The 17,067-nt window shown below is 72.3% G+C and carries 11 protein-coding genes and 1 pseudogene; 4 read left to right on the top strand and 8 right to left on the bottom strand.

Annotated features, from left to right (window positions below; genetic code table 11):
* Window positions 1-162: 162 nt before the first annotated feature.
* Together OHA37_RS38915 and OHA37_RS38910 are read left to right on the top strand one after the other, a co-directional pair.
* Entirely contained in the window at window positions 163-315 is a 153-nt protein-coding gene (locus OHA37_RS38915; protein ID WP_323182423.1) for a hypothetical protein, read from the top strand.
* Window positions 316-449: 134 nt separating this feature from the next.
* Window positions 450-911 carry a hypothetical protein gene (locus tag OHA37_RS38910; RefSeq protein ID WP_266913974.1) on the top strand — a complete coding sequence of 154 codons (462 nt, stop codon included), beginning with the start codon at window positions 450-452 and terminating at the stop codon, window positions 909-911.
* Between the two features lie 101 nt (window positions 912-1,012).
* Here OHA37_RS38910 and OHA37_RS40935 read toward each other — a convergent pair whose 3' ends face one another.
* Both OHA37_RS40935 and OHA37_RS40930 read right to left on the bottom strand, forming a co-directional pair.
* Window positions 1,013-2,701 carry a WD40 repeat domain-containing protein gene (locus OHA37_RS40935; protein WP_443046357.1) on the bottom strand — a complete coding sequence of 563 codons (1,689 nt, stop codon included), beginning with the start codon at window positions 2,699-2,701 and terminating at the stop codon, window positions 1,013-1,015.
* Window positions 2,702-3,463: 762 nt separating this feature from the next.
* A pseudogene (locus tag OHA37_RS40930) lies at window positions 3,464-4,756 on the bottom strand (nSTAND1 domain-containing NTPase); the annotation flags it as partial.
* A gap of 902 nt (window positions 4,757-5,658) precedes the next feature.
* Between OHA37_RS40930 and OHA37_RS38900 the strand changes: the two are divergent.
* Complete coding sequence (locus OHA37_RS38900) at window positions 5,659-6,189, top strand: hypothetical protein (protein WP_266913970.1); 531 nt, start codon at window positions 5,659-5,661, stop codon at window positions 6,187-6,189.
* Window positions 6,190-6,646: 457 nt separating this feature from the next.
* On the opposite strand, the gene OHA37_RS38895 is transcribed toward OHA37_RS38900, so the two are convergent.
* Window positions 6,647-10,447 (bottom strand): hypothetical protein, encoded by a 3,801-nt coding sequence (locus OHA37_RS38895; RefSeq protein ID WP_266913968.1) that lies wholly within the window; start codon window positions 10,445-10,447, stop codon window positions 6,647-6,649.
* Between the two features lie 135 nt (window positions 10,448-10,582).
* On the opposite strand from OHA37_RS38895, the gene OHA37_RS38890 reads away from it, so the two are divergent.
* A complete protein-coding gene (locus OHA37_RS38890; RefSeq protein ID WP_266913966.1) occupies window positions 10,583-10,774 on the top strand; it encodes a hypothetical protein in 192 nt (63 codons plus the stop codon).
* A gap of 268 nt (window positions 10,775-11,042) precedes the next feature.
* Here OHA37_RS38890 and OHA37_RS38885 read toward each other — a convergent pair whose 3' ends face one another.
* From OHA37_RS38885 to OHA37_RS38865, 5 genes are read right to left on the bottom strand one after another with little or no spacing between them, the layout of a single operon-like run.
* Window positions 11,043-11,783: a type I-E CRISPR-associated protein Cas6/Cse3/CasE gene (locus OHA37_RS38885; protein WP_266913964.1), complete on the bottom strand. Its 741-nt coding sequence runs from the start codon at window positions 11,781-11,783 to the stop codon at window positions 11,043-11,045.
* Entirely contained in the window at window positions 11,780-12,628 is an 849-nt protein-coding gene (gene cas5e / locus OHA37_RS38880) for a type I-E CRISPR-associated protein Cas5/CasD (protein WP_266913962.1), read from the bottom strand. Before cas5e ends, OHA37_RS38885 begins: the two co-directional genes overlap by 4 nt.
* A complete protein-coding gene (locus tag OHA37_RS38875; RefSeq protein ID WP_266913960.1) occupies window positions 12,625-13,998 on the bottom strand; it encodes a type I-E CRISPR-associated protein Cas7/Cse4/CasC in 1,374 nt (457 codons plus the stop codon). Before OHA37_RS38875 ends, cas5e begins: the two co-directional genes overlap by 4 nt.
* Window positions 13,995-14,597, bottom strand: a complete 603-nt coding sequence (gene casB / locus OHA37_RS38870; protein ID WP_266913958.1) for a type I-E CRISPR-associated protein Cse2/CasB — start codon at window positions 14,595-14,597, stop codon at window positions 13,995-13,997. Before casB ends, OHA37_RS38875 begins: the two co-directional genes overlap by 4 nt.
* Complete coding sequence (locus OHA37_RS38865) at window positions 14,594-16,186, bottom strand: type I-E CRISPR-associated protein Cse1/CasA (RefSeq protein WP_266913956.1); 1,593 nt, start codon at window positions 16,184-16,186, stop codon at window positions 14,594-14,596. Before OHA37_RS38865 ends, casB begins: the two co-directional genes overlap by 4 nt.
* Window positions 16,187-17,067: the final 881 nt, after the last annotated feature.

Below are 17,067 nucleotides of genomic sequence, written 5' to 3'. Positions count from 1 at the left end.
CGAGGCGGGGCCCTGCGCACTCGGGCGAGTGGTTGGGCTGGGGTCTGTTACAGGTAACTAGGTGCTGTGCGATGCAGAGGCAACCACAGCCTTGGTGATCGCTCTGTCCGAGGGTGTCTGAGCTGGCCGCGCGGTCGTCGCCGCACATCTGGCCGAGGGAACATGCAGGAGGCGGTGCGGCACCACCTCGCCTTCCGGCACCTGTTGGACGAGGAACTCGGTGTCCCGCCCTCGGCCCTGTTCGCCCGCCAGCTCCAGTCGGGCACGGCCCGTTTCAGACCTCTGCTCGCGAAACTGCCCCGCGGTGACGAGTAGCTCTCAACAGCCGATCTGACGCCCTGTGGACCTACCTTTCGGCGGGGACCGAAACCATCGCACGACGCCGTGAGCCGGCCGAGTATCGCTTCCGGAGGCCGAAGGGGCCTCACACGAATCTGGAGGCGATCGTCTTGCTCACGAAGTTGCGCCGCACCACCACGGGAGCCCTGGCTCTCACCGCCCTCGTTACCGGTCTGCTGCTTTCCGGCGCCGGAACCGCATCCGCGCAGCACCAGTACGGTGACCGGCTCAACCGGGGTGAGAGCCTCGCGCCGGGCGAGTCCATCCAGCGCAGCGGCATGGACGGTCTCGGCAACTATCTCGTCTGGCGCCTCGTCATGCAGACCGACGGCAACCTGGTGGAGTACAAGATGAACCGCTACGGGACCCGCGTCTGCTGGGCGTCCAACACGTACACCGGGGCCTCGGGCAACCGGGCGGTCTACCAGCACGACGGAAACTTCGTCGTCTACACCCCCTCCGGCCAGGCCGTATGGGCCAGCCACACCATGGGCCACGCCGGTGAAACCGTCGACATCAACTCAAGCGGCGTCACCTACGTCGGCCACACGCCCATCTCCGGCGCCTGCTGAGCCGACCCTGAACCCGCTCTGACGTCAAGGCGGCCCTGGAACCGAGGTGGCCCTGCCCGGGCGGACCGCCCGGCTCCGCGGCGGTGCGTGGCGGCAGGTCGTTACCCGCATGTGCTCCGGTAGGGCACGTCCGGGATGTGGTCCTCCCACTCGGTCCGGGTCGGTCCGCCGCCCAGGCTCGTACACAGGGAAGCCACCAGGGCGGCCGGGTCCAGGGCGTGAGTGCGGACCGGGGTGTGGTTGCCCTGCGTGCGCAGGGTGGCGCCGTTGCTGCTGAAGGCGACCTCCCGGACGCTGTCGCCCGGTGTCGGGAGGGGTTCGCCCAGGGGGCTGAGGGAGGCGAGGTCCCACAGCCGCACCCGGCCGAGGTGGTCTCCCGTGGCGAAGGTCCCGCTGTCGGAGGAGTAGCCCAGGGCGAGGACCGGGGAGGACCGGCTGGACGGGGCAGGCCCCTGGGCGGGCGACAGGACTCCTACGCGGCGTTGGGCCGTGCCGTTCCACACCGTGACGAGCCCGGTCCGGTCGGTGGTCGCAAGGGTCCGCCCGTCCGGGCTGAACCGCGCGGCCAGGATGTCTCCCGTCGCCGTCAGCCGGCGTACGGGCTTCCCGTCCGGAAGGGCGAGCACCGATCCGTCCCCGAGTACGGCCAGGGAGGCATCGGGGGCCACCGCCAGCGTGGGGTGGGAGGAGACATCGGCCAGCTGCCTGCCCGAGGCCAGCTCCCACAGACCGGTCCGGTTCACGGCGTAGACGGTGGCCTTGCCGTCGACGAGGAAGGGCGCGAGCACGTCGGGGGACAGACTCTCCCCGGCCAGCTCGTATTGCGCGAGCGCGCGGCGGCGGTCGGTGTCGAAGACGCGGACGCGGACGGGGCCGTCCCCGTGCTCCCACGGCGAAGGTCCGTAGGCGAAGAGCCTGCCGTCCGGGCTGAATCCGCCCGTCGGCGGCTCCTGCCCGTCGCCCGGGCCGGCTGAGGACCTCGCCAGTGCGGGAAGCGTGGCCAGGTGCGCGTCCGTGCGCAGGTCGTAGAGGTCGAAGCGGACGGCGTCCCCGTCACCCCGGGCGCGTACGGCGTACCGGCCGTCCGGGCTGGCGAACTCGGTCTCCAGGGGCTCCGGCGACCACTGCGGCTCCCGCAGGGCGCCGATGTCCACGGTGGCGACGGTGCGTTCGTCCGCCCGCAGGTAGCGCAGCTTCCCCTGCTCGGTGTCCAGTGCCAGCTGTGAGGGTGTCTCGTTCGGCAGGTCGAGGGTGAAGACGGGTGGAACGGGTGGAACGCCGTCGCTCTCGGTGGCTCCCGGAAGGGGCAGGCCCGTGCGCCACAGGGCCAGGGAATCCCGTTTCAGGGCGCCGATCAACGTCGAGTCCGCGCTGAAGGCGAACTCGGTCAGGCCGCTCTCGCTGAACCACGATGAAGCGCCGGCGGCGGTGTCGATGACGCGCAGCCCGGACTCCAGTCTGACCGCCAGCAGCCTGCCGTCGGGCGCGAACGCGAGGCGCCCGCCTCCGTCGCACTCCTCGGGGTCGACGCTCAGGGCGGGGTCGGGGTCGGGGTCGAGGTCGGGGTCGAGGTCGAGGCCGATCCTGCGTTGCTCGGGCACCGACCACACCTGGATCAGGCCGTCGGAGCCGCACAGCGCGATCCGACCGCCATCGGGGCTCAAGGCCGCTGACCGGGCCCGCTTGTGACCTTCGGCGGCGAACACCCGCCGTGCGCCGGCCGTGTCCCAGACCTCCACGGTGCCGTCCACGTTCCAGGCGAGCGTCCCGCTGTCGGCCGCCCAGCTCATGCTGTGGAACGAGACGTTGACGCCGGGCGGCTTCAGCGTACGACGCGCCCCGGACTCCAGGTCCCACACGTGGACCTCGCCCGGCAGCACCGTCTCGCTGCGCCGCTCGGCGGCCCTGGCCGACACCGCACGCTTCCCATCGGGGCTGAGGTCGAGCCAGGAGGTGCTACGCGGCGGTTCGAGGCCTATGTTCGGCTTGGGGGAGGGTGCTCTGGGAAGGATCGGGGTCGCGGTGCGGCGGCGCGTCGCGATGTCCCACTGCTCCAGGCGGTCCTTCCGCTGCAGGGTGAGGGTCCGGGCGTCGCGGCTGAGGAGCCCTCCGAGCCCCTGGTACTCGGGGCCGGCCGGATTGAAGTCGGGGTCGCGCCGGTGGGTCCGCGCGCCCAGCAGGGCGGCACGGGTTTCCGTGGTCCGGTCGAGCTCCCAGGCGGCGATGCCCAGCCGGCCCGCGGTCACCGGGTCGCTCGCGCGCAGTCTTTCGGCGAGGGCCACGGTACGCAGGGCCGCGGTGCGCAGCTTGCGCTGGTCGTCGGCCCGCCTCTGTTCCCATGCCGCGGTACCCACGAGCAGGGACAGTGCCGTCAGCAGGGCGATCACGGTCCGGGCAGCCAGGCGGTTGCGCCGGGTGCGGCGGTGGGTGGCGGTGGCGGCGTCGAGGAAGGCGGCCTCCAGAGCGGTGAGATCACCGCTTCCGGGCTGCGCGGTGAACTCGGCGAGCCGGGAGAGGTGGGCGGGGGATATCCGGATGCCGCGGTCCCGTCCGGCGGAGTCCCACGCATGTGCCGCCTCGGTCAGCCAGCGGTGCAGGCGCAGCTTCTCGCGGCTCTCCTCGATCCAGCCCCGCAGCCGGGGCCAGGCGGTGATCAGGGCCTCGTGGGCAAGATCGGCCCGGTCCTCGTCGAGGGTGATGAGGCGTTCCCGGGCGAGGAGTTCCAGCACGGGCGCAGAGCCGGTGCCCAGCGATTCGAGCTCGGTACGCGTGGTGGGCCGGCGGGTGTCCGGGACCCCGTCGCCGGGGGTGATCAGCCGCAGCATGACCCGGCGTACGGTCTCGGCCTGGTCCGGGTCCATGCGCCCGTAGGCGGCCTCGGCGGTCTGGGCGATGGCGCCGCTCATGCCGCCCGCGCGCTCGTAGGCGTCCAGGGTGAGGGTGCGCCCTCGACGGCGCCGCCAGGTCTCCAGCAGCGCGTGGGAGAGCATCGGCAATCCGCTGCCGCGGGCGGAGACCTCCTCGACGAGGGTTTCGGTCAGGGCTCGTTCCACGATGAGTCCGCGGGCCGCGGCCGGCTTGACGATGACCGCGCGCAGCTCGGCGGGGGTCATCCGTCCGATCGGCAGGCTCGCGTCACGGACAGCCGCCGCGAGTCCGGGATGGTCCAGACAGCGGGCGTAGAAATCGGCCCGGACCCCCAGCACGACGCGCAGCCGCGCGGCAGGATCGGCGGCCCGCAAGAGCCCGCCGATGAACCCGTCGCGCTCCTGCGCGTCGTGGCAGAGGGTGAAGAGCTCCTCGAACTGGTCGACGATCAGCCAGGTGTCGCCTTCGGCCTCGGCCGGGAGCAGTGCCGAGCCGTGCGTGCCGAGGGGATGTTCCCCCGGGGTCAGCAGCCGGATCGCGGCGGGCCGCTCCAGGGCGCCGTCGTCGGGTGCGCGCAGGTACGGGACGAGCCCGGCGCGCAGCAGGGAGGACTTGCCGCTTCCTGACGCCCCGAAGACGGTGACGACCCGGTGGTCGCGCAGGAGGGCGAGTACGTCGGCCAGTACGCGGTCGCGTCCGAAGAACAACTCGCGGTCCCCCGGCTCGAAGCGGGCCAGACCCCTGTACGGGGAGCGCTCGTGCCCCTCCCCTTCCCCCTCCCCCGCGCCCGTCGGCCCCGGCTGGGCCCCCTCCGGAGGGTCGTCCACCCGCCGCCAGCGCGCCTCGAACTCCGCGCACGCCTCGGGGGTGCCGCCGCACGCCGCCACGTAGGCGAGGACCACGGGCAGGGTCGGCAGCTGCTCGCCGGCCGCGGCGCGGGACAGGGTGGCCACGGAGTACGGGCTGCGGCGGGCCATGGCCGCGTAGGTCGGACTGCCCGCGTCCTGGCGCAGCTTGCGCAGGGCGAGCGCGAACTCCGCCACCGGCCCCGCCGCCGGGTCCAGTGCCTTCTCCTGTCGCCCCACACCCACCCCAACGTCGACGGTCGGTGCACGTGCCCCGACGGGGCGCGGCATCCCAGCGACCCCACACACAACCCTCCGCCCGGCTGCTCGGGCAAGACGGTTTCGGGGCACTCCCGCCCGTAATCCCGCCGTACGGCCACGAGTCCGCCGGCCGCTCCCCCGTTGTTTCATCGCCGGAACCGACCAGCGCAACAACGCCCCGGCCCCGCAGAATCGCTGCTGTCGCCACCTCGAACGCCGGTCGGGGACGCCCCCCGTCCGATCCGCCGTACGGCCATGCCGACGGTCGGCCGACGGGAGGTGGGCCGCAGGGGTGGCGACAACGGCGCGGCCGTCGGGGGGCGGCCGCGCCGGGCCCGGCCCCTTGCACGGCCGGGTCACGAGCCCCACCAGGACACGCTCTGAAGGAGTCATGCCATGCCACAAGCCGGTCGGACAGCCACTACGGAGAGCACGGACAGCGGATGGCGGACAGCTGCTAGCGGCTAGCCGCGCGGCCGACAGCGGCGCCGGTCCACAGGCTCCGCCAGGTTCACGAGACGACCGAACACCTACGACCGACCTGAGGACATGATGAGACGAGGATCGAAGCGCTCCGCACTCGTCGCACTCATCACGATGACCGCGTTATCGGGCGGACTGGTGGCGGCGGGCCAACCCGTCGCCCGTCCGGAACGAAGCCGACGGGCGCCGCGACGCTGAATCGCCAGCACGCGCTGGACGAACTGGCCTACAAGCTCACGGACAACCTTCCGGAGGACCAGCGCCATCGCCTTCCCGGATACGCAGGCCTGGTGGTCGACCCCGAGAAGGGCCGCCTCAACCTGTACTGGAAGGGCGAGCCGCCCACGAAGGTCCGCACCCTCACGGAGCGCGCCGGCAAGGGCCTCTCCGTCGTCACCCATCAGGCCGCCTACTCGGCGGCGGAGGTGACCGAGGCGAGGGAGAAGCTTGCCGCCGCCACCGATGCCGGCCGACTGACCCTCGACGGCACCCACCAGTGGCACACCCTCTCCGTCGCCCCCGACGGGTCGGGACTCCAACTCGAGTTCGCCCCCGCGCCGGGGCTCGCCGCCGCGCAGACGACCGCGGCGGTGGCCGCGGTCGCCACAGAGGCCATGAAGATCGCCGGCGGAGTACGGGTCCTGGCCGACTCCGCACACGCGCCCGCGGCGACCGCCCGTCAGGACGACTGGGCACCCTGTCGGGGGGCGGCTACAACAAGATCGCCTTTGGGCCGGAGTCCCCTCGGCTCCTCCGATGTGCGGCTCCTACCGCTCTCATCGACTGGGTTCATCCCTACGCGTGCGAGGAGCAGCCGGTAGCCATGGAAGAGCGCGGCCGGTGGGAAGGGTCATCCCCGCGATCGCGGGAGCAGATCACCTCGGTCTACAACCGGACGCTCGGCATGGGGCCATCCCCGGGTGCGCGGGGATCAGCCACCAGCACGGGAGACGCCAGGGCGGTGGGCGGGGTCATCCCCGCGTGCGCGGGCGAGCAGAGAAGTTCGTCGCGCTTCTTCCTCGCGTCCTCGGGTCATCCCCCGCGTGTGCGGGGAGCAGGCCTCATGCACGTGGATTTCGTACTTCTTCCCGGGATCATCCCCGCGTCCGCGGGAAGCAGTTGGTGCCGAAAGTGCCGTCCGCGTAGGAGCGGGGGTCATCCCCCGCGTGCGCGGGGAGCAGATCGAGCGGCGTACGTCTGGCGCGCGTGGGGAGGGGTCATCCCCGCGTGCGCGGGGAGCATGGGTGATTCTCCGCGTGTCCGGCGTCCACGACGGGGTCATCCCCGCGAGGGCGGGAAGCGGCCGCCGCCCTTCTCCCTACTTCCCGCAGCACGGGCGTGGACGACTGTGATGTCCGCGGCGCGGGCGACCGCTTCCGGCTCGACCCGGGCCAGGACTGGCAGCGTGTAGTACCAGCCTGCAGTGGTCAAGCTCAGGTGGAGGAACCTGCTGGCCGCCTGCTCGTCGGCCCGTACGCCATGCGTGGCATCGAGGGCCAGATGTTCGATGGTGCGGGTGAACGGGTCCTGCCCGGCGGGGTCGACCGCGGGGAGAGGGCGTACCGGGACCCGGGCGAGGTGGCCCGCCATCGCGGTGAGAGCGGCTCCCCGGCTCCGCGGGTCGGTGAGCCGCTCGGCCACCCGGCCAGCCGCCTCAAGGTCGCCGAGCGCCGCATGGACCACCGCGAGGGCGGTCGTGGGGAAGTGCCCGGCTCCGCGGATCGCCAGGTCACGGGTCAGCCAGTCCAGCTGCCGACCGGGCGTCTCGCCCGCGCCGATGCGCAACAGTGCGTGGACCAGGACCGTTTCGGGCTGCCAGGTCTTCGGATCCTTCCGGTCCGCGTAGTCGAGCCCTACGTCCTGCACCTCCTGGAGGAGCCCGGCGTACGGGTACTCCCCGTCGGCCACGGCCGCGGTCACGGCGGGGAGAAGGCCGGCGAGGCGGGCCAGCAGCGTGAACATCCCTTGTGGTGAGTCCTTACTGGCATGCAGGTCTTCGAGGAGCGGGAGGATCAGCTTGTCCGCCCTCTCCGGATCTCGCTCCGCGAGCCCCGAGGCGACGGCGATGCGGGCCAGCCGGTCCGCGCGCCGCCACTCCGCCTTCTTGCTGCGGTCCGCGGGCACCACGTGCTGCCGGAGGAGGTCCTCCGCCGCCTCCCCCTCTCCCGCGCAGGCCAGGGCCTGCGCAACGTGTGCCCATGTGCTGTCGGGAGTCGCCCCGCCGGCGGCCTGCGCCGCCCGCTCTGCGATCCGACGTGCGTCGTCGAGACGGTCGAGGTCGGCGTAGGCCAGGGCCGATGCGGCATACGCCCGCGCCCGGTCGGCCGGCTCCTGCCACGGGGTGAGCAGTGGCTCGACGTCATCCGCCGCGTCGATCCGTACGAGGGCTGCGGCCAGGGCGGGGATCCACCGGGGTGCCCGGCCCGTCCCCCGGCCTGTGGTCGGCAGGAGGGCGAGGGCCTCGTCCAAGCGGTGCTTGGCCTCGGGGTCGTTGCCCAGTTCCGCCAGCCTGAAGGCCTCCTCGGCCAGCCGTTCGGCCTCGGAGTCGGCTCCGCCCTCATCCATGTCGCCGAGGTGTTCGGACCAGTCTTCCGGCCCGCCGGGGAGCCTCGGTTCCAGCGGCTCAAGGAGACGACGGCCGACCTGATCCTCGGGCATCCCGATGTCGGTGAGGGCCGCGGCGAGCCGAGCGAGCGTGTGGCGGAAGCCGAACTCCAGGTGGAAGGCGTCCGCGGGTGAAAGCGGCTCGGTGCCGGGTAGGAGCAGCGCCGAAACGTGCCGGTGGGCCAGGGCCGCGAGGCTCGTGGCCTCCTCCAGCCGGTCCTGCGACAGCGCCGATGCCGCAGCGGCCAGTACGGAGACGTTCTCCAGCGTCGGCGCCGCATCCCACACCGCGTGGGCGTGCTCAAGGATCCGGTCCTGGAGCCGGTCCGTGCGGTCGGGGGCCGCGGTCGCGACGATCTCCCAGATCTGGACGGCTGCGGCGGCTCCCTCCGCCGCCGGCTCCTCGACCAGGTCCGCGGCCTCGTCCTCCAGTTCGTCCAGGAGTTCCGCGGCGGACTCCGGGTGATCCGGCGCCAGGAAGGCGGCCGCCTCCGCCCATGCCTCGTACCGGGCCGTACTCGATCCACGGATCACGCGGAGCAGCTCCAAGCCCGCTGGCACCTGGTCCGTGGCCATCAGCGCGAGCGCGGCCCGGCCGGCCGCCGCCTCCACTTCATCTCCGGCGTACCCGAAGGTTCCGGCCTGGCGAAGTCCCGTACGCGCCCACTCCCCCGCCTCCCGTGCGGCGTCACCGGCCTCCTTGTGCCCGGTCCCCGCCAGTACGCGGGCCACGTCGGCGAAGTGCACCGCCTTCGCCGAGGCATCCGGGGAAGCGCCCGCCAGCGCCCTGGCCCGCCGTACGTCACCGAGCCGGGCGACCGTCCGCGCTACGGATCGTGGCAGGGGCCGTGTGTGCGGCAGGAGCCACTCCCGGGACATGGCCGCCCTCGCCGCCGTGGCAAGACTCGGCGGCGGGCCATCGGCATCCGGCGGAGCAACCAGCGCCAGGTCGGCGAGAGCGACGTCCGCTCCAGAGCCCTGGACGAGGCGGCGCTGGCGCCACGGATCGAGTACGAGGTCTGCGAGTCGATCGGTGTCCCCGCCGTGCCGCACGAGCCGCGTGTAGCCGGTGAGCAGGTAATTCGGGGTGTCCTCGGGCCAGCCCTCGTTCCGGTACTCGTCGGCCCACGCGTGCAGGCGCGCTTCGTACGTGGCCAGTTCCCTCTTGCCGAGGGCAGCGGCGGCGGCCCGGTACAACTCCTCGTGTGCCAGCACGAAGGTCTGCCGGGCGTCGTCGTCCGGGTCCCGTGCGGCGCCCAGCATGAGGACGTCGTTGTCGGTGGGCGCCATGTTGCGGCCTATGACGCTGCGGAGCCTCTTCGCGACATCGTGCGGCCTGACCTCGGCCAGCTCGGCCATGTCGGCGCCGGTGAGGGCGCCCTGGGCGGCAACGAGCAGCCCGAGAAGCGGGGATCCGACGCGCTCGTCCTCCAGCAGGGCATCCAACTCCTGCAGGGCGGTGTCCCTGATGACCTGGGCGGCGGGCGATGCGGCCAGGCGCCGCACGATGCCGGGATCCCTCAACGGGTGGCCCTCCGCCACGTCCTGCGGGACCTGCGGGTTGGCCCGTCCGGACACGATGACGCGCATGCCGTACGGGGGCTGCTTGGGCAGGAGCGCGGCGATGCTCTTCCCGCCCGGGGCGGCGTCCGCGTCCTCGTCGAGGCCGTCGACGATCAGCAGCAGGCGCCGGTGGCGGCCGGCGCTGGCCTTCGCGGCCTCTTCGACCAGCGCGGGCAGGGCCTCGGGCCGCCCGCGTTCCGCGGCCCGGAGCTTGCGGCCGGCCACCGAAGCCAGTTGCTCGCCGAGCGCCAGGAGGAAGTCCTCCCGGCGATTCGTGCCCAGGCGACCGGCGATGAAGTGGTGCACGGCGTCGACACCCGCCGGGAGGCGCCGCGTGGCGAACCAGGCGAGCAGAGCGGTCTTCCCGGCCCAGGCGTCCGCCTGCCACCACACGTACGCGGGACCGCCGTCCGGGGCCGCGGGGAAGGCCGCCAGTTCGTCGAGCTCCTCCTCCCGGTCGACGAACTCGTGCGGCAGTACGTCCTGGAGGGCTTGAGTCGAGGTTCCGCGCAGCCAGCCGGGCGAAGCCGCGCCGATCCGGGGGCCGCGGCCTCCCTGCCCGCTCTTCCGGATGGCCTGCGCCGCATCGCGCCTGGCACGCCAGGTCTCGGTCCCCGTTCGCTGGTGGGCCTTGCTGCGCTGGGCCGCCCGGCTTTCCAGGAGGGGGATCAGCAGGTTCAGCACGTAGCGGACGTGCCGCTCCCGGGTGGGAACCGAAGGTCCCGTGAGCCATCCGCTGAGGGTGGAGTCAGCCACCTTGAAGCCGTGTGGCACGCCGAGTTCGACGAGGTCCCTGAGCGTGAGCTGCTTGCCTCCGCCCGCGGCCGCGTAGAGCGCCGCCAGCTCCACCGAGAACTCGGGCAACTGACCGCCGGTCTCACCATCGTCGGCGGAGAACTTCTCCGGAACCATTCTTCTCCCCTCCCTGACCTGCACAAATACATTCACTCAAGCTCTCCGGACATCGCCGGAACACCTTCGCCCGGTGGATACCTGTGGAACCACGCCAGGCGGAGGATCCGCCGGGCACGACGCGAAGGAATCCCCATGTCCGTTCTGCTGTCCGCCCTGCAGTCCGTGTTCCAGGACGCGGCCACCCTGACCGCCGCCACCGGCCTCGCCTTCACCGGCGCCGTCGTCACGGTGGCCGCGTCCTCCGTGCTCTCCCGCAACCCCCAGCGCCGCCGCGACGCCCGCGCGACGCTCACGATCCTGATGCGGCGGGGCGAGCGGAAGTAGCGCTGCTCGAGGCAGGCACCACCGGCGAGTTGGCCAGATCTCGGCCATGGCGGCGCGTACTGGCCTCCCGCTCCGGTGGGAGCTAACCTCTGATCCGCAGTACTCCCCCGCCATCGCGGGGATGGCTCTCGTTAGGAGCAGACCCAGTCCAGGCCCTGCGTACGCGGGGATGCGACCGCGCGGCCGGCCTGATGAGCCCGTGAAGCCCGTTCTTGAGGGGGCCGACTTTTGTCCGCGGACAAAAGTCGGCCCCCGAATCACGTCTCCCTCAGCGCGTCAGGATCAGCCCACAGCTGTACGCGCGGGCGTGCCCGAGGCCGTTGGAGAGGGCTGCGACCAGGGTTTCCGGGTCGGTGACCGTCAGGGCGCCTCGGATCTCGGCGCGGCCGATGCGGACCGGCTTGCGGCGGTGGGCGCTGGAGAGAGTCGGCAGCATGCGGATGCCGAGGCTGTCCGGGTCGGCGGTGGCGCCGATGCGGACCACGCCGTCCTCGGCGGTGGCAGGGTCGCCGTCGGCCTGGAGGCGGCGTACGAACCAGCGCTTCACGTGTTCGGGTGTGGTGTGCGCGGTCCGGGTGCCGCGGGTCTTCTCCCCGGTGGGGTTGGCCGGAGGGCGGCTGTGGGTCGGGTTGACGACCGTACGGAAGCCCACGACCTCGCCCGCCTTGAAGGTGCGGTCGACGGTGATGATGTGCGGCGGGGCCGTGAAAGCCGCTCGCGGTATGCGGGCCCAGTCACCCGGGATCCGGGACTGCACGACCAGTACGAGCGCCGCCGCCTTGAGGTCCACCGACCAGGTCGACAAGACGCCCATCTGGGAGCGCGCGTCGGGGTCGCCGTCCTCGACCCAGCCGCGGAATCCGCTCATCACGGTGCGGTGCATCTCCTGGGCGTCGACCAGTGACTTGGCGACGAGCGGGTGGCGGGCGTTGAGGGACAGGACGGAGTGCGTGGCGACGAAGCGTGCCGTCGGAGTGGCGGTACGCGTCCCGGAGTGCGCAGTGTTCACGGGATGATGTCCCATTCGGTGGCGTTCGGAGCGATGGTGACGCGCGTACGGGTCTCCCAGCGCGTGGCGTGGGTCCGGCGGGCCGGGTCGAAGCTGACGGGCTGATCGTTGACCGGGGAGGCCCCCCGCCCACCCGAGGCCGCCTGGAGCCAGGCCCAGGGCCGCCGGCCCGAGGTGTCGGGGCCTTCCGGACCCGGCAGCAGTCGTTTCGCGGCGAAGGCCTCGGCGAGCGTGCCGGGCAGGATGCCGGCGGCCAGCGTGCCGGAGGGCGGGCAGGACTTCCGGCCGAGCCAGAGCAGTTGCTTCGGGTGTTCCAGGGCGTACGCGATCTCCTCCAGCAGCGCCCGGTCCCCGTGCTGGAGCCCCACGACGAAGGCCGCGTCCGACAGGTACCAGCGCTCGGTGATCAGCGCCGTACGGGAGAGCTCCCCCGAGACCAGGACCCCGGAGACGGGATCGGCGGCGATCTTCTTCGGAGCCCCGTACCACCCGGCCAGTTCGTGGTGCCCGAAGCCCGGTCCATCGGCGGCTTCCATGCTCTTGGCCACCGCCGCCGCCCGCCGGTGGTCGGTGATGACGTCGCGCGGGCGCAGCGGGTACTTGCCTGCGCCGACCGAGTGGTAGTCGCGTACCGGAGTGCCCGGGTGGTCGGCGCGTACACCGAAGACGAGCCCTGCGAGGTCGTCCACCGGGTCGGTGCGGTCCCGGCCGAGGGCCGCCGCGCACAGCCCGATCACCGCCGATTTGGTGGGCCGGGTGTGGGTGTCGCGGTGGGCGGCGAAGCGTGACACCGCCCCCCAGGACTGGAGGGGGGCGGCGAGCCGTACGAGCAGGACGTGCGTCACGCCGTCAGCCCCTTGGCGGAGGTGACGGGCTCCGCGCCGGGGGATTTCAGCGTGCCCAGGAGCTCGTCGATCTGGGGGTCGTAGGTGAGGACGCGGCCCGATGTGATGTCGGGGCGGCGCGTGCTGACGAAGGCGTGGTGCTTCAGCAGCCGCTTGACCGCGGCCGGCCCGGCCGGGCCCTCGCCGCCCTTGTCCTCGGGGTTCTCGTCAATCGGGGCCTGGAAGGCCGCCGCGTAGTTGTACGGGCGTTCGCCCTCGAAGGCGAGGACGAGGGCGGGCAGCGAACCGGTGGAGGCGGTCGAGTTCTTCTTCGCCTCGGGGAACGCGTCGACGAAGGCGGTGACGAACTCCTCCTCGGCCGCCACCGACGCCTCCTCGGCCTCCTCGACCGTCATGCCGGCGGCCCGCAGGTTCGTACGCAGCTTCACGCGGTCGAGTACGGCGTGCCGGTAGAAGGTGCCGGTGATCAGGGACTGGTAGCCGGTCATGCCGGCGCCGGCGTCGTCCGCGATGTCGAGGAAGTCCAGGGCGTTCTTCTTGCGGTCGAGCTTCGCGTCGTCGGCGGCGGCGTAGAAGTCGTCCACCTGCTCGGCCTCGTGGACGGTGAAGGCATGGCTGCTCTGGACCGCGCCGTCCACGTTCGGGGAGTCTGCGATCTCGGCGAGGAAGCGGCCGTACAGGGCGATGTCGATGGCATCGCGCGGGGCGAGGGCCGTGAGGACCGCGGCGCGGGTCGCCGCCGGCAGCGGGGGCAGCTTGGCGTCGGCCGGGGCAGCCGCGCCTTCCACGGCCTCCGCGGCCTCGTCCGCTTCGAGTGCCGATTCCTGGGCGGCGCTCTTGCGGCCGCCCTTCCTCGGCTTGGGCGCGGCCGCCGCCTGTGCGGTCAGGTACTCCGCCGTCCAGGGCCGGAGTTCCGCAGCCTGCTCGTGGATGTGGGCGGCGATGCGCGTGCCGGCGTCGGAGGGGGCGAAGAGGAGCACCTTGGTCAGGTTCGCGACGGTCTTCTTGCCCGGGTCGCCGAACTTCAGCCCGGTGGCCTCGATGACGGCACGGGCCGTACGGACGGCCTCGTCCGGGTCCCATCCGTGTGCGGAGGCCAGGGCCCGGCTGGTGATCAGTGCCCACTCGCGGGTACGGGTGGCGGTGGTCCGGCCGGCCAGGGCGCCGATGCCCTTGTTGGCGCGGTCACGGGTGTGGACCCGTTCTGCGCGGCGGCGCGCCTGGCTCGTGATCATGTGGCGCTCGGTGCCGCCGTAGACGATGGACTTGGGCGAGCCGTTCTCGTCGCGTACGGGCAGCACGGCGACCAGGGTCTCCAGGAGGTGCAGGGAGAGGAACTGGCGCCCGGTGGAGGTGGCGTTGCTGGTCACGTGGTGGTGCCCTTCTGGGTCGGGTCGGCGATCGTGCCGGCGGTGCGGGCACCGGCGGCCCGGGAGCGAGAGTTGTGGAAGTCCACGGCCCACTCGTAGGAGACGCGGGCCTTGCGGTCGTTCCACTGGCTCAGGTCGTCGGCGAGCCGGGCCCACGAGGGCGGCTTCGCTCCGCAGGCGCGCAACCGGGCGACGGTGTGCTGGAGGTGGCGCCAGGGGATGCGGCGGCTGGAGACGATCCGGTCGACGAGACGGGCCGCACCGGGGTCCTCCGGACCCTGCTTCTCGCCGCTGCCGATGCGACGGGCGGCCTCTCCGAGGCTCCCGTAGCCATAGGAGGGCTCGGACTTGCCCTGGTGGTAGACGGCGAAGAGGAAAGCGACCTGCTCGTAGATCTCCTCCTGCTCCACGCCCGGGCTGTACCAGATGGCCCGGAAGTGCGGTTCCTTGCGGACCCGGGGGCGCCGGAGGTCGGCGAGGCTACCGTAGTGGCGGTTGTGTACGAGGCTGGCGAGCCAGGCGGTCAGGGCGGCGCTGCTCTCACTGGTCTCACTGGTTTTGGGGCCGGACTTGGCCTCGGACTCGGCTCGGGTGGTCATGCCCTCTCCCCTCGGATTTCGGCCGGCGCCTTGGGCGAGGCCAGCTCGTCGTCGAACCGCTTCAGCGCCGCTGCCTGCGCCTTGGCGCCCTGCCTGCTCCGCGGCAGCGAGTCGAGGCGCGCGGTGAGGAACCCCCGGGCGGAGGCGGCCACCGTGGCCGCGTAGTCGAGCAGGCACTCCTGGACGGGCTCGCCGATGGTGGTCTCGTCCATCAGCAGGTCGAACGGTTCCCGCGTCGCCGCCCAGTGCATGCCGCGCGCGTCGAAGCGCGCGATCTGGCCGGTCTTGTCGGCCGGCTTGGGGTTCGGGTAGACGACGGTCCAGGCCGCGTACGCCGCCCTGCTCAGGGCGGAGGCCACGTACTCGGCGATCTCCGAACCGCGGAAGGAGGCGAGGTAGAGCCGCGCCTCCAGGCCGGGGGCGAAGGGGAACGTCCCGTCGACCCAGGTGATGGCCGTGGTCTGCTTGGCCACGAGTCCGACGGTCCACAGCTCGACGCGGCGGGCCGGCTGCTGGCCGGGCTCGGGGGCGACGTCCTCCGGGGGGAAGAGCGCGAGCCGCCGGTACAGGGTCTTGCCGTCGTTCGCTCCGTCGGACGAACGGGCCTTGTCCACGGCCGCGTAGAGGGAGTGGGCGTCGCGCCACACGGCGCGGGTCGCGGAGGCCCAGAGCGGCTTGCTCGTCCCGTCCGCCCGCGTGGCGGAGACCGCGTCCTGGAGGTGCTCCTCCGTCAGCGCGAGCAGTTCGCCGGCCCCGAGGAGCACCCGGTCCACGGCGTCCCCCTCGGGCGTGGGGCGGAGCAGGACCGACCGGCCGAGGTAGCTGTGCAGGTCCGCGGGACCGCTGACCGGGCGGGCCTGGGGCTTCGTCGTGAAACCGCGGCGCTCCTTGCCGGTGGTCCAGGAGCGGTTCAGTTCGCCGGGCGGCCCGGAGACGGGGGCCAGGTTCAGGCGGAGGGTCTCGCCGAGGGTCTCGCCGAGCGCGATGACGCGGATTCGGGTCCCCAGGCGGGTGGCGGCGAGGTTGGTGATGGTGGGGCCGAGCGTCTCCTTGCCGGAGATCCGGGCCCGTCCGGCCGGCCCGTACACGTGCTGCGTGAGCATGGCGCGGAAGGCGCGGGCGACGGGTAAGGGGTCGGGGTGGTCGAGGTGGTGGTGGTCGAAGAACTGGTTGTAATCGCCGACCTGCTCGATCACCAGCTGCGCCGGGCCGGCGCCCCGCTGGTCGAGGAAGGGGGCGAGGAGGGAGTTCTGCCCGAGCGGCTCGGTCGGGTGGAACAGGTCCCACACCTCGTCCTCGGGCCGCCCGGCGAGCCACTCGGCGGCGGGCCTCAGCCCGTCCTTCCCGTCGACCCAGGCCGGCCACTCGGCGGCGGACGCCGGGTAGGTACCGGAGGCGAAGCAGATGGCCAGCAGGAACTCGATGACGGCGACCTTCTCCCCCGGCGTGTCCCCTTCCACGCCGCGAAGGGCATCGGCATCGTGGAGCACGTCGACGAGGCTGAGCTCGACGAGCCGGTCGTCGAGGGTCAGGACCCGTACGCACGGCTGCCGCCGGGGATCCCACCGAGGGCGTATCGAATCAGCCAAGTTGCATCGTTCGCTTCCTGCTCTTAACGGTTGCCTGCTGGAATGAAGCAGGACGCTAGCAGGGGGACGCGGGCCGGAGGGCGGGTTCGGAGAATCTCAACTTGCCCTAGAACGAACGGACTTGTCTCTCCAAGCGAGCACAGAGGAGTCCGGCTCATGGGAGTCCCGCGGGCGCGGGCGCACCCCAGCGAGGCATGCGAGTCCCAGATCTCGGGGCAGACCTCGGCCTTGGTGAGTTCGGAGGTGAATTGCTTGGCCGGAACACAGGATCGGTGAAGGCCGCCCATGTGTCAGGCGGCTCCCTCAGCGGGGGAACCAGTCCGACGGCCATCCGAGCCAGGGATGGAGCCGGCGCTGGCGGGCTTCGCTCGCGGCCCTCAACAGAGCCCGGACGCCGGTTGGGCCGTAACCACCCCCGCGCAGACCGGGGAGGTACCCGTCTCCAGTGCTGGCGGCCCCGGTACCGGCCCCATCACCCAGGACCCTAGACGCCGGGTACGACAATCGAGTCCGGACCATGAAGAACAAGCTGCGCCACGGCCAAGGAGGGTCCATCCCTACGGCTGTAGGGAGCAGGCGTCGAACACCATCCGGGCTTGAGCACTGTCGGGGTCATCCCCGCGTACGCGGGGAGCAGGGCGAATTCGTCGTGCCGCAGATGTCCGCCCCGGGGTCATCCCCGCGTGCAGCGGGGATCAGCAGATGTCCGAGCAAACTGCGCGGCTCAAGAAGGGGTCATCCCCCTGTGCGCGGGGAGCAGTCGACGTCGTGCTTGTCGGCCTGGACCATCGGGGGGTCATCCCCGCGGGCGCGGGGAGCAGGTCAGGGCAGACCAGCCGGTGCACAAGATCCAGGGTTCATCCCCCGCGCGCGCGGGGAGA

The sequence above is a fragment of the Streptomyces sp. NBC_00335 genome, from assembly GCF_036127095.1.
Lineage (GTDB): Bacteria > Actinomycetota > Actinomycetes > Streptomycetales > Streptomycetaceae > Streptomyces.
This window is presented reverse-complemented; position numbering and strand designations above follow the sequence as displayed.

Coding starts and splice junctions, on each gene's coding strand:
- OHA37_RS38890 (WP_266913966.1), top strand. CDS start 10,583: ATGTCCGTTCTGCTGTCCGCCCTGCAGTCCGTGTTCCAGGACGCGGCC.
- OHA37_RS38915 (WP_323182423.1), top strand. CDS start 163: ATGCAGGAGGCGGTGCGGCACCACCTCGCCTTCCGGCACCTGTTGGAC.
- OHA37_RS40935 (WP_443046357.1), bottom strand. CDS start 2,701: ATGAGCTGGGCGGCCGACAGCGGGACGCTCGCCTGGAACGTGGACGGC.
- casB (WP_266913958.1), bottom strand. CDS start 14,597: ATGACCACCCGAGCCGAGTCCGAGGCCAAGTCCGGCCCCAAAACCAGT.
- OHA37_RS38895 (WP_266913968.1), bottom strand. CDS start 10,447: ATGGTTCCGGAGAAGTTCTCCGCCGACGATGGTGAGACCGGCGGTCAG.